Source organism: Pseudomonas sp. TH31, from assembly GCF_016650815.1.
Taxonomy (GTDB): domain Bacteria; phylum Pseudomonadota; class Gammaproteobacteria; order Pseudomonadales; family Pseudomonadaceae; genus Aquipseudomonas.
The window spans coordinates 119,078-131,811 of the sequence record NZ_JAEKEZ010000033.1 but is presented as its reverse complement, the minus strand read 5'-3'; the positions used below and the strand labels follow the sequence as shown (position 1 = coordinate 131,811).

Annotated in this window: 6 protein-coding genes and 5 pseudogenes; 8 read left to right on the top strand and 3 right to left on the bottom strand. The window is 56.6% G+C overall.

Translation table 11 applies throughout. The features are described 5' to 3' along the window. Positions 1-219: 219 nt before the first annotated feature. Both JFV26_RS26280 and JFV26_RS26275 read left to right on the top strand, forming a co-directional pair. Positions 220-1,238 (top strand): annotated as a pseudogene (locus JFV26_RS26280) (substrate-binding domain-containing protein). Continuing rightward, entirely contained in the window at positions 1,226-4,225 is a 3,000-nt protein-coding gene (locus JFV26_RS26275) for an EAL domain-containing protein (RefSeq protein ID WP_201196440.1), read from the top strand. The pseudogene JFV26_RS26280 and the gene JFV26_RS26275 overlap by 13 nt, the downstream one beginning before the upstream one ends. A gap of 4 nt (positions 4,226-4,229) precedes the next feature. On the opposite strand, the pseudogene JFV26_RS34540 reads toward JFV26_RS26275, so the two are convergent. Beyond that, positions 4,230-4,488 (bottom strand): annotated as a pseudogene (locus tag JFV26_RS34540) (hypothetical protein). Between the two features lie 45 nt (positions 4,489-4,533). Here JFV26_RS34540 and JFV26_RS33800 point away from each other — a divergent pair. After that, positions 4,534-4,876: pseudogene (locus tag JFV26_RS33800) on the top strand (FCD domain-containing protein); the annotation flags it as partial. Between the two features lie 198 nt (positions 4,877-5,074). Here the strand turns inward: JFV26_RS33800 and JFV26_RS26270 are convergent. Together JFV26_RS26270 and JFV26_RS26265 are read right to left on the bottom strand one after the other, a co-directional pair. Further along, a pseudogene (locus JFV26_RS26270) lies at positions 5,075-5,444 on the bottom strand (IS5/IS1182 family transposase); the annotation flags it as partial. A gap of 117 nt (positions 5,445-5,561) precedes the next feature. Continuing rightward, the gene (locus JFV26_RS26265) at positions 5,562-6,272 is read right to left on the bottom strand and encodes a FadR/GntR family transcriptional regulator (protein ID WP_201196439.1); all 711 of its coding nucleotides are present in this window, start codon (positions 6,270-6,272) and stop codon (positions 5,562-5,564) included. Positions 6,273-6,641: 369 nt separating this feature from the next. On the opposite strand from JFV26_RS26265, the pseudogene kdgD reads away from it, so the two are divergent. From kdgD to JFV26_RS26240, 5 genes and pseudogenes are all read left to right on the top strand, one after another. Then, positions 6,642-7,552 (top strand): annotated as a pseudogene (gene kdgD, locus JFV26_RS26260) (5-dehydro-4-deoxyglucarate dehydratase). 68 nt (positions 7,553-7,620) lie between these two features. After that, positions 7,621-8,988, top strand: coding sequence for an MFS transporter (locus JFV26_RS26255; protein ID WP_201196437.1), 1,368 nt, complete (start codon positions 7,621-7,623; stop codon positions 8,986-8,988). Between the two features lie 42 nt (positions 8,989-9,030). Continuing rightward, complete coding sequence (gene gudD, locus JFV26_RS26250) at positions 9,031-10,383, top strand: glucarate dehydratase (protein WP_201196435.1); 1,353 nt, start codon at positions 9,031-9,033, stop codon at positions 10,381-10,383. A 161-nt stretch (positions 10,384-10,544) separates the two neighbouring features. Further along, positions 10,545-12,128 (top strand): aldehyde dehydrogenase (NADP(+)), encoded by a 1,584-nt coding sequence (locus tag JFV26_RS26245; RefSeq protein WP_201196430.1) that lies wholly within the window; start codon positions 10,545-10,547, stop codon positions 12,126-12,128. A 339-nt stretch (positions 12,129-12,467) separates the two neighbouring features. After that, positions 12,468-12,686, top strand: a complete 219-nt coding sequence (locus JFV26_RS26240) for a hypothetical protein (protein ID WP_201196429.1) — start codon at positions 12,468-12,470, stop codon at positions 12,684-12,686. The last annotated feature ends 48 nt before the right edge of the window (positions 12,687-12,734 follow it).

Here is a 12,734-nt window from a genome sequence, read left to right as displayed (position 1 = left end):
ACAGTGAACTCAGCACTCTTGGCAAAAAGGGACGCCATGCCAGACTATGATCGCGCCATCGGCTCCAGACCCGACGTCATATGGGGTGATCGAACCTGTCCGATCAAGCCCTGGCGACTCTGGATGGCTTCAATTACGGTTTTCTGTCTTTTCACGGCAACTCCCGGATATGGCCAGAACCTGCCAACCGCAGCGGGTGCCCAAAACCCCACGGTTACGGTGATTCAAGCACAGGAAATCGTTTCCAGGGCCACCCTCGAAGCCGTTCGCTGGAGCGGCCCTGAATCCGGCCCGCAAGCCCAGCCGGGCAAGAGCATCGCCTTTGTCGCAGAAGATTTGCGTAACGGAGGAATTGTCGGCGTCGCACAGGGTGCTCGCGAGGCAGCCAAGGCACTGGGCTGGACGCTGAAGATATTCGATGGCGCGGGATCATCGGCCGGGCGTGCAAAGGCCTTTGCCGATGCCCTGGCAGCGAAACCCGACGGGCTCATTCTGTGCGGCTCCGATGCCCTTGAGAACAATGCAGCGCTGATGCTCTTCGCCAACAGGGATGTGCCGGTGGTTGGCTGGCACGCCGGGGCACGCCCCGGGCCGATTGACGGCACGCCGGTGGCCATGAACGTCACGACCGACCCCTCGAAGTGGCGCGCCTCACGGCAATGGCGGCAGTGGTACAGTCAAACGGACACGCCGGCGTGGTCATCCTGACTGACTCCAAGTACAGCATCGCCATGGCGAAAGCCAAGGCCATGGAAGACGTCATTCGGGCCTGTCGGGAATGTACGTTGCTGGAAGTGCGCGATGTCCCGATCTCCGAAAGTGGCGAGAAGATGCCGGCGATCACCACGGAACAGCTTCAACGCTATGGCAAGCGCTGGACCCACACGCTGGCCATCAACGATATTTATTTCGACTACTCGATTGCCTCATTGACCAAGGCCGCAATACCCAGTGACGGCATCAGCCTGTTGTCTGCCGGTGATGGCAGCGCTTCGGCTTTTTTGCGCATACAGGCAAAAACCTACCAGACCGTCACCGTGGCCGAGCCGCTCAACCTGCATGGCTGGCAAGTGATGGATGAATTGAACCGGCTGTTTGCAGGTCAGCCGGTGAGTGGCTTCGTAGCGCCGATTCACCTGGTCAATGCCGATAATATCGCCTTCGACGGTGGGAAAAAATTCCAGTACGACCCTGACAATGGCTATAGAGAGATCTATCGCCACCAATGGATTCCCTGACTTTGGACGTTACTTCCCGACTCGGACGCTGGTTATTACCGCAGTCGCTACGCGCACAGTTCACTCTGGCGTTTCTGACGCTGGCGCTGCTGATCCTGGCGGGTGGTGCAACTGCGGTCTACGCATTGCGTGCGTCAAACAGCGCCACCCGCCAACTGACAGATGAACGACTGGTCCGCATGCAAAATGGGCAAGACATGCTACAGCGTACCTTGCTGATTGAACGCCAGACCGATCAGTTTCTGACAACCCGCTCCTCCGACGCCCTGCGTTCAAGCTATGCGGCGACCGTCGAACAGCTTGAAGCCCTTGATCAACTGGTGCAGCAGCTGACTGCCTCGAACAGTGGCGTGGCAATACTTGACATGTACCAGTCGAGCCAGATGTTCCGCAATACCGCCAACATCGTTGCGCAGCTACGAGAAAGCCTGCTGCTAACCGAGGTCACCTTCGAGCAAGCCCTGGAGGATCACACTGCCCGGTTAACCGCGACCCAGACCCGGGCTAGCCTGGAACTGGCGGTGTTACTTTTCGATCTGCCGCAGGCTGTTGACAGTGATGCCGTGCAGCGGCTGCGGATCCGATATCAGCGCCTGTCACACGCTGATGTGCAGACGCCCGATCTCTTCTCCCAGCACCTGAGGCTCATCAATCAGCGCAACGTCATACAGCGCTTCAATGAAGAACTGAAAAATGAGGCCGGGGTTCTGGTCGCGGTGGCCCGTGCACAATCCAGTGCTTACACCGAAGACTATCGCGAAGCCGTGCAGCGTCTGGTAGAGGCCTCAAATCGTAGCCAGCAATGGGTGCTGATCATGTTGGGCGCCAGCCTGGTGTTCGCCTGGTTCGTGACCCGGGTCTTCATGGGCCGTCATGTGCTCGTGCGCCTGAATGAAATCAGCCTGCAATTGCGTGAGGAACACACTGACAAAACGCATTTGATGATGGCGGAACATGGGAAGGACGAGATCGGCAACATGGCTCGCGCGGTGGATCAATTCCTCAAAGACCGACTTCAGCTGGAAAAAAGAACGGTCCAATTGAGTATCGCCACAGAGCGGCTCGCCGTGCAAAACAGCCGATTAGAGCAAGAAGCCGTCATCCGTGCCGGACAAGGTCATGTCCTGGAGCTGATCGCCAGGAGTACCGAGCTTGCTGAAGTCCTCGACAGCCTGGCTCGCCTGGTCGAGAGCCAACTGGAGGGGATGATGGTGTCCATTCTGGTGCTGGATGAGGATGGCCAGCACCTGCTGCACGGGGCCGCCCCCAGTTTGCCGAAAGCCTATAACCAGCTCATTGACGGGCTTGCGATCGGTCCGAACGTCGGCTCATGCGGCACCGCGGTGTATCGACGAGAACCGGTCATCGTCACGGATATCGAGCTGGACCCGCTGTGGGAGGCGTACCGTTCAGTTGCTGCCCCCTATGGATTTCGCGCCTGCTGGTCGACGCCGATCCTGTCCCATGAGCGAAAGGTATTGGGTACGTTTGCCTTGTATTCCAAAACCGTCCGCAGCCCTCACGCGACCGAGACGCGACTGATCGACATGGCGACACCCCTTGCCGGCATTGCGATAGAACGCCAACTTACCGAAAAACGCATTCGCTATATGGGCGACCATGACGCACTGACCGGGCTACCGAATCGCACACTGCTCGAAGACCGTCTCAAGCAGGCAATACTTTATGCTCAGCGCTACAACCGCCTGGTGACGGTGGTGTTTCTCGATCTGGACAAATTCAAACTGGTGAATGACAGCCTTGGGCACAGCGCTGGAGACGAACTGCTGAAAACTGTCGCCCGACGTATGCTGGAATGTGTACGCCGCACCGACACCGTGGTGCGACTGGGCGGCGACGAGTTTGTGATCATCCTGTTCGACCAGCCCTCAGACCTCGACGGCGTTATGCCAGCCCTGCACAAAATCCAGGAAGCCATCCTGCAGCCGATTCAGCTCAGCGGACATACACTCCATGTCACCTGCAGCATGGGGTTGGCCACCTACCCTGCCGACGGCAGCGATACCGACACGTTGCTCAGCAACGCGGACGCCGCCATGTACCGTGCCAAGGAGCTGGGTCGCAACAGTTATCAGTTCTATACGAGCGAGATGAAAAACAAGGTTCAGGGCAAGCTCGCCATGCAAGACGGGCTTCGAAACGCACTCAACCACGACGAGTTCCTGCTGCTGTACCAGCCACAGGTGGATTTGCAGTCAGGTCAGATTATCGGCGTAGAGGCACTGATCCGCTGGCAGCACCCCGAGCTCGGGATGGTGTCTCCAATCAAATTCATTCCACAGGCCGAAGAGACCGGATTGATCGTGCCCATTGGCGACTGGGTGATTCATACCGCGTGCAGACAGAACAAGGACTGGCAGGATGCAGGCGGGCCGCCGATCACCATGTCGGTGAATATTTCAGCACGCCAGTTCATCGAAAGGGACCTGATCGACCGGGTGAGGCATGCCTTGCAAGAAACCGGACTGGACCCGATGTACCTTGAGCTGGAGCTGACTGAAAGTCTGATCATGCAAGACCTTCAGCAAGCCATCAGCAAAATGAAAGAACTGCAATCAATGGGGATCAGTCTCTCGATCGACGACTTCGGCACCGGCTACTCCAGCCTCGCCGCATTGAAAAGCTTCCCGATCGCGAGACTCAAGATCGACCAGTCTTTTGTGCGCGATCTGCCCGACAACGAGAACGACAAAGCCATCGCCACCGCGGTGATTTCGTTGGGACACAAACTGAACCTCAAGGTCATTGCCGAAGGTGTCGAAACCGAAGAGCAGCAAACATTCCTGCGTGACAATGGCTGCGATGAAATTCAAGGCCACTTTTTCAGCAGAGCGGTCAGCGCAGAGGAAATCAGTCGGTTACTGCGTACGCCCCGGTTGCCTCAACCAAGCCGCATTGCGCGCCCTGACTCGGTAAAGCGAAAACGCGATGTAAAACGCCCAAGCAGTCCAATACCCGGGCATTAATGACTCAGCGTACGGTAAAACGTTGCTGTGTCAGAAACTGACTACCCTGGAACACCATGAAACGCCATTTACCAGGTGCCACTTTGAGTCTGGCTGGCACCATCTCGGTTTGTTCGATCATTTCCTTGCCGGCCGCAAATCCGCTCACCCGATTGCAACTCGGCTTTCGGACCTTCGAAAACGCCAAATTTGACGGTGCCTTAGACACGGACTTCGGCACTGGCCAACCGCTGCAATAGCCCAGCCCTCCTTTTCGCGCCCATGTCGTTGAAAGAAATGCAGGACATCTACGATGCCAGCGCCAACCTCGAAGCTTCCACACTGCTATCGCCGCCGGTTGTGGCTCAAAACACCTGTTACAGACACGCGGTTATCTGTTTGACCAGGCCGAACGCTACCGCCACCTTTGGCTGACCCAGACGGCCTTCTCCGAAGAAGCCCTGGAGTTGAAAACGCAAGGAGCATGCCGCGCTGGTTGAAGCTATTCTGGCGCGCGATGCGCCACGGGCCAGCGCCATGATGCGCACTCACCTGATGACGCCGGTGCCGATCATCGCCAAGCATCATGCTGATGCAAGGAATGGGCAGCGCCGCATGAATTTGAGATTAAACGGGTCGGCCGAAGCGAGCGTACCCGCCCTCTCTAGCTGAAATATCGACGACGCATGCCCCCTCCTTACTTCGTCTCGCCCCCCGCAGGATCCCCTTGCCCATGTTCCTGCGCGACAGCCCTGTGTGGCTTCCAGTTCCGTAGCAGAACGCAGCGCTGTAACCCAGAGCACATTACCTGGATCGGATGATGATGGTGTTGGCTTTCTTGACATGCCAACGCTCATTCTTGAAGGCTCACCATTCGCTGCGCAATGCATTGCCGGCCGGGCAGCGGTATTCCTCAGCCTCTTCATTCCAGCGGAAATCGCTGCTTGAGAAACTGTCGTTGTTGCGCTCGGTTTTGTCCCATACGGCACATGTGGGCTCGATGTCTTTTTCCTCCAGAATCCAGGCCAGCATCGGCGTTGTACCGTAAGCGGTATCGCCGATAAGGTGTTCCGGCTTGATGTCGAACTGCTCTTCGGCCCGGTCGATCATTGTCCTGGTGCTCTCGACCTTGGCCGTTCGATGAGCCGGTGTAGATTCCACATCCACGATGTCGCCGTGCTCGGTATTGATCAGATAGTTCGTAGAGTTGGCGAAATGCTGGGTCGCCCGAAGCGCCTGTTGCTGACGGGGCCTCAGCATTGCGCAGCGAACGGCAAGTTTCAAGAATGAGCGTTCGCATGTCACCAAAGCCAACACCATCATCCTCCGATCCAGACAGACCGACCGCGACTACCACTCAGCTCCCGGAAAACCGATCCCGACTATTTGTCAGGTGCAGCACCATCGCCGCCCGAGCAGCATCTGGATTCTGTCGATTGATCGCGTTGAAAATCGCTTCATGCTCCAAGTTCGCCAGATACCCCAATTGCGAAAAGTCAGCGCCACCGCGCTCATCGACCTTCACCTGAGTACGCGGAATCATGGCGTTGCCCAAGTGCTGCATGATTTCAGTGAAAAAAGTATTGCCGGTAGCCTCGGCAATTAGCTGGTGAAAGCGCTTGTCCTCCTCAACACAGCTGTCGTTATTAGCCAACGACGCCTGGTAATCGCTCAAGGCGTGACGCATACGAGAGAGCTGATCTTCAGTTCTGCGAACAGCTGCCAGCGCAACAGCCTGTACCTCCAGCCCCAAACGCAGCTCAAGCATGCTTCTGACACTGGCCACAGTATCCATATGAAGGCGCAGTCCTGGCCGGGATTGCTGCTCCAGCACAAACGTCCCTATTCCGTGACGTGTTTCTACCAACCCCGAAGCCTGCAGCTTGGAAATAGCTTCCCTGACCACGGTTCGGCTCACGCCATGCTCAGAAACGATGGCGGTTTCCGAAGGCAGTTTTTCACCGGGGCTTAATTGCCCGAGCAAAATGCGCTGTGTAAGCGCTTCAACCAAGCCTTGAGCCAGATTATTGGAACGTCTACGGACAGGAGTTCCGCCTTCACTTTGCATTTTTTTGAGTCCGGAAAATTAGCTTTTAAGAGCTTAACACTCGCCAACGGGTTTCTGGCGAACGTAGAAACACTCTGCCCCTTCGCCTCCTCCAGCCAGCCAACTTGTATGACAACATACTATTACTCCATTCATCTCCCGATGTTCTTCGAGCCACGCCAACGCACTTCGCCATAAAATTCTCATACAAAAAAAGCGGTAAAAGCCAGTAATTGCTGGCTAAAATAGCCTAAAATCAGTTCTTAAGCTTTCGTTATGCAAACAAACACAGCGCATCACATTGCGAAGCAAAAAAACCACTTGTATGATGTCTATCAACACAAGGCGCACCAGACATCTCAATAAAAACCAGCGATGCAGGCGAATCACATGAATCCACAAGAACTCAAGTCCATCCTCTCCGAAGGCCTCCTGTCCTTTCCATTGACCGACTTCGACGCAGCCGGCGACTTCCGTGCAGACACCTATGCCAAGCGCCTCGAATGGCTGGCACCCTACGGCGCCAGCGCGCTGTTCGCGGCAGGTGGCACGGGCGAGTTCTTTTCGCTCGAGGCCAGCGAATACTCCGAGATCATCAAGGTGGCTGTTGATACCTGCCGCGGCGAGGTGCCGATTCTCGCTGGTACTGGTGGCGCTACCCGCCAAGCCATTGCTTATGCACAGGAAGCCGAGCGTCTGGGGGCCGCAGGCGTATTGCTGCTCCCCACTACCTGACCGAGGCAAGCCAGGAAGGCTTGGTCGCTCACGTCGAACAAGTCTGCAAATCAGTGGACTTCGGTGTAGTGGTGTACAACCGCAATGTCTGCCGACTGAACGCCGACAGCCTGGAAAAACTCGCTGATCGCTGCCCTAACCTGATCGGTTTCAAGGACGGCGTGGGTGACATTGAAAGCATGGTTTCGATTCGCCGCCGCCTGGGCGAACGCTTTACCTATCTCGGCGGTCTGCCAACCGCCGAAGTGTATGCCGCTGCTTATAAAGCGCTGGGTGTGCCGGTCTACTCTTCAGCAGTATTCAACTTCATTCCAAAAACGGCCATGGCGTTCTACCGGGCAATCGCTGCTGAAGACCATGAGACAGTAGGCAAGCTCATCGACGATTTCTTTCTGCCTTACCTGGATATCCGCAATCGCTGCGAAGGCTATGGCGTGAGTATCGTAAAAGCCGGCGCCAAGCTTGTCGGGCACGATGCCGGCCCGGTGCGAGCCCCTCTGACCGACCTGCTGCCGAATGAAATGGAAGAACTGGATGTCTTGATCAAGAAGCTCGGCGCTCAGTAATTCGTTTGCTACAACCGCCGGCGTCACGCTCAAACCCGCATAAAAATAATCAGTGGGAGATTTGAATTGTGAACAATTCAAGCAATGCATCTGTCGTTCCAGAAGGTGACTCGATTCTCGCTCGCGCCGTGAGCAAAGTGAAGAGACATGTCCTCCCACTTTTCGTCATCATGTTTATCCTTAACTACATTGACCGGGTCAACATCGGTTTTGTGCGCACGCACATAGAGCATGACCTCGGTATCGGCGCTGCGGCCTACGGACTGGGTGCAGGCCTCTTCTTCATCGGCTATGCATTGTTCGAAGTGCCTTCCAACATGCTCCTGCAAAAAGTCGGAGCGCGCATCTGGCTGACCCGCATCATGTTCACCTGGGGCATCGTCGCCGCGATGATGGCGTTCATCCAGAACGAAACCCATTTCTACATTCTGCGCTTTCTGCTGGGCGTCGCCGAAGCTGGCTTCTTTCCCGGCGTTATCTACTACTTCACCCGTTGGCTGCCAGGTGTCGAGCGTGGTAAAGCCATTGCCATTTTCCTCAGTGGTTCCGCTGTTGCTTCGCTGATTTCCGGCCCGCTGTCGGGTGCCCTGTTACAGATTGAAGGATTCGGTTTTCACGGCTGGCAATGGATGTTCGCCATCGAAGGTCTGGCCTCTGTGGCGCTGGGTTTCTTTGTCTGGTTCTGGCTTGACTCCAAACCCCACGACGCTAAATGGATGAGCCTTGAAGAAAAGAATGCCCTGGTAGGCGCGATCGATCAGGAACAGCGTGAGCGTGAAGCGCTGACCACGGTCAAACCGACCATTGGCAAACTGCTTAAAGATCGCCAAATCCTGCTGTTTTGCGCCTTGTACTTCTGCATTCAACTGACGATCTACGCAGCGACCTTCTGGCTCCCCAGCATCATCAAGAAAATGGGCGACCTGAGTGACGTGCAAGTAGGGTTTTTCAACTCGATCCCCTGGCTGATCTCCATCATCGCCATGTACGCCTTCGCTTCGCTGTCGGGCAAATTCAAGTTCCAGCAGGCCTGGGTCGCGACTGCGCTGTTGATTGCTGCAGCCGGCATGTTCATGTCCACCAACGGTGGGCCGATCTTCGCCTTCGTCGCCATCTGTTTTGCCGCCATTGGCTTCAAGTCCGCGTCTTCGTTGTTCTGGCCAATTCCCCAAGGCTATCTGGATGCCCGTATCGCCGCCGCCGTCATCGCGTTGATCAACTCGATCGGCAACCTGGGTGGTTTCGTGGCACCGACGACCTTTGGCTTCCTGGAACAAACAACCGGGTCGATCCAGGGTGGTCTCTATGGCTTGGCCGGCACCTCGGTACTCGCCGCGATACTGGTGTTCTTTGCCAAAACCTCGCCAAAACCATCGGCCCTGCTGACGCCGCCAAATGCCATTCCAACGGGCGCGACCGTCAGCAAATCACACTGACCTCCATTGATCGCTGAACGACCTTTTTTGTAGGAACTTGCCATGAACGCTGAACACGCTGCCAACACCACCAAGTCACCTGTCGTCACCAGCTTTCAAGTAGTGCCCGTAGCCGGCCACGACAGCATGCTGCTGAACCTGAGCGGGGCCCACGGCCCGTTTTTCACCCGCAATATCGTCATAATCAAAGACAGCTCCGGTAACACCGGCGTGGGTGAAGTACCCGGTGGCGAGCGCATTCGCGAGACGCTTGAAGATGCTCGTAGTCTGGTCCTGGGTCAGCCCATCGGTCAGTACCAACGCATCCTCAACCAGATGCGTACCACCTTTGCATCGAGAGACTCTGCCGGTCGCGGCCTGCAAACCTTTGACCTGCGTACCACTATTCATGCCGTGACGGCCATGGAAGCCGCCCTGCTCGACCTGCTGGGTCAATTCCTCGAGGTTCCGATCGCGGCGTTGCTGGGCGAAGGCCAGCAGCGAGATGCGGTGAAAATGCTCGGCTACCTGTTCTACATCGGTGACCGTAACGTTACCGACCTGGCCTACCGTAACGAGTCCGAAGCTGAAGACAAGTGGTTTCGAGTGCGTCACGAGAAAGCCATGACCGCCGAAGCAATCGTGCGACTGGCCGAAGCAGCAAAAGCGAAATACGGTTTCAACGACTTCAAGCTCAAGGGCGGCGTATTGAGTGGTGACGAAGAAATTGAAGCCGTCACTGCGCTGGCTGAACGCTTTCCCGATGCCCGTATCACGCTCGACCCGAATGGCGCATGGTCGCTTAAGGAAGCCATCCGGTTATGTCGGGATCAGCATCACGTGCTCGCCTACGCTGAAGATCCGTGTGGTGCAGAAAACGGTTATTCAGGCCGCGAAGTCATGGCTGAATTCCGCCGTGCAACAGGTCTGAAAACCGCGACCAACATGATCGCGACCGATTGGCGCGAAATGGGCCACGCCATCCAGTTGCAATCGGTCGACATCCCGCTTGCCGATCCGCACTTCTGGACGATGCAAGGCTCAGTCCGGGTTGCCCAGATGTGCCACGAATGGGGTCTGACCTGGGGTTCTCATTCCAACAACCACTTCGATATTTCCCTGGCCATGTTCACTCAAGTGGCGGCCGCCGCACCCGGAGAGATCACCGCGATCGACACGCACTGGATCTGGCAAGACGGCCAACGCCTGACCAAGGAACCGCTGAAAATTGAAGGCGGCTACGTCAAGGTGCCAACCAAGCATGGCCTGGGTGTAGAGATCGACATGGACGCCGTGGCCAAGGCGCACGAACTGTACAAAGGCATGGGCCTCGGCGCTCGGGACGACAGCGTCGCGATGCAGTTTTTGATTCCAGGCTGGAGCTTCAACAACAAACAACCTTGCCTGGTGCGCTGATCCATTGAGCAAGACTCAGGTGCCACAAGCACCGCAATCAAACCTATAAAGCTTCCTCTTCAGAAAAAAGGGGCACCAGAAGTGCCCCTCCCCTGTGTCGCATCATTTAACCGACTTCAGACAAGCACCCGTTGTCACGCCTGAAGCGCACGGAGACAGATATGTTCACACTTCTTGGCCAAAACTTTATCGCAGGCGAACGTAGCGCCGAAGGCGAGCAAAAACTCAAGAGCCTGGATGCAACCACTGGCCAGGCTTTGCCGTATGACTTTTATCAAGCGACAGAGGGCGAAGTAGACCGCGCCGCTTTGGCCGCCGAAGCGGCATTCCTTGAGTTTCGGCAACTGAGTCCGGAACGCCGCGCCGAATTTCTCGACGCCATCGCTGATGAAATTGATCAACTGGGTGAAACATTCGTCGCTATCGTCTGCCAGGAAACAGCATTGCCGGCGGGCCGCATTCAGGGTGAGCGTGCACGCACCAGCGGCCAGATGCGCTTGTTCGCCAAGGTGCTGCGCCGCGGCGACTATCTGGGGGCACGCATTGATCTGGCCTTGCCTGATCGCAAGCCACTGCCACGAGGCGATTTACGTCAATACCGTATCGGTGTCGGCCCGGTCGCTGTGTTTGGCGCCAGTAATTTCCCCCTGGCGTTTTCTACTGCCGGTGGCGATACAGCGGCTGCTCTCGCAGCCGGCTGCCCGGTGGTATTCAAAGCCCACAGTGGCCACATGGCAACGGCCGACCAGGTCGGCTGCGCCATTGTTCGGGCAGCCGAGCGCAGCGGCATGCCCAAGGGCGTGTTCAATATGATTTTCGGTGCAGGTGTGGGTGAATGGCTGGTCAAGCACCCGGCCATTCAAGCAGTCGGTTTTACCGGTTCGCTCGGCGGCGGCAATGCCCTGTGCAAGATGGCGGCAGAGCGCCCACAACCCATCCCGGTATTTGCCGAGATGTCCAGCATCAACCCGGTAGTCCTGTTGCCTATCGCCTTGTCTTCCAGAGGCGAAACCGTAGCCAAGGAGTTGGTGGCCTCCGTCGTTATGGGATGTGGCCAGTTCTGTACCAATCCAGGCCTGGTGATCGGGATAAAATCGCCGCAGTTCGCTCAGTTCCTTGAGCACTTGCAAGGCCAAATGGCTGTTCAGGCACCGCAGACCATGCTGAACGCTGGAGGCCTGCGCAGCTATTCCAAAGGGCTTGAACATCTGCATGCACATGCCGGCATTACTCACCTGGCGGGCTCTGACCAGACCGGCAATCAGGCACACCCGCAGCTGTTCAAGGCGGATGTGAGCCTGCTACTCAAGGGTGATGAGCTGTTGCAAGAAGAAGTCTTTGGCCCGACCACCATTGTGATCGAAGTGGCTGACGACTTTGAACTCAAGCTCGCACTTAAATCGTTACGTGGTCAACTGACCGCCACGCTGATTGGCGAACCTGCTGACCTGCAGCATTACCAATGGCTTGTTCCAGTGCTGGAGCAAAAAGTAGGACGGATATTGGTTAACGGGTATCCAACCGGCGTCGAAGTCTGTGAAGCCATGGTTCACGGCGGACCTTACCCGGCAACCTCGGACTCGCGCGGCACGTCCGTGGGTACTTTGGCGATTGATCGCTTTCTGCGTCCAGTCTGCTTCCAGAACTATCCCGATGAGCTTTTACCTCCAGCGTTGCAGAACAGCAATCCGCTCAAGCTCAAACGCTTGGTCAATAGCGAGTGGAGCGACGCCGCCATTGGGTAACCCGCATCCAGCGCTTAAGGGATGTACGCGAAAATAGAAGTCCCGAAGCCGCGAACCTTCGGGGGCTTTGCTTTTCTGCGCTGAAAATAAAGTGCCTGCGCCTCCACCAGTCAGCGATTCAGTTCCCGCACATACGCCTGACACGCCGCCAGCGCGATCAGTCCTCGGAATCGACCAGTGCGAGTCAAAAACTGTTACCTATGTGCTTGAACTGATTTGTTACCTATGTGGGTGAGTCATACCCGTCTCGGTTGCAGTCATCACTTTTCTCCAGGCAAAAAAAACCGCGTTCGGCGGGGTTCAATGGTTAAGCTATGTGCTCCACGCATGGAGGCATTTATGAAGTACACAACGATTCTTTTAATCGCCGCGTTGCTCGGCGGCTGCTCCTCATACAGTGAGCGCGGCACCGGTGAAGGCGCAAGGGAATTCAACAACAAGGGCTACACCGTCCGCTGTGATGCGACACCCGCCAATCAGCCAGGCTGCTATACACCTCCTCCGTCGTGGTCCTGGTGGCCTTCAAACAACATCAAACTCAAATTGGGGGCGGACTAAATCAGCTCCCCGGCTACTCGCCTGGACTTCCCGCGGAGCATGCTGCGC

What these genes read in the sequence shown, in the direction of transcription:
- JFV26_RS26275 (WP_201196440.1), top strand. Translation starts at nt 1,226, where the DNA reads ATGGATTCCCTGACTTTGGACGTTACTTCCCGACTCGGACGCTGGTTA.
- JFV26_RS26265 (WP_201196439.1), bottom strand. Translation starts at nt 6,272, where the DNA reads ATGCAAAGTGAAGGCGGAACTCCTGTCCGTAGACGTTCCAATAATCTG.
- gudD (WP_201196435.1), top strand. Translation starts at nt 9,031, where the DNA reads ATGAACGCTGAACACGCTGCCAACACCACCAAGTCACCTGTCGTCACC.
- JFV26_RS26245 (WP_201196430.1), top strand. Translation starts at nt 10,545, where the DNA reads ATGTTCACACTTCTTGGCCAAAACTTTATCGCAGGCGAACGTAGCGCC.
- JFV26_RS26240 (WP_201196429.1), top strand. Translation starts at nt 12,468, where the DNA reads ATGAAGTACACAACGATTCTTTTAATCGCCGCGTTGCTCGGCGGCTGC.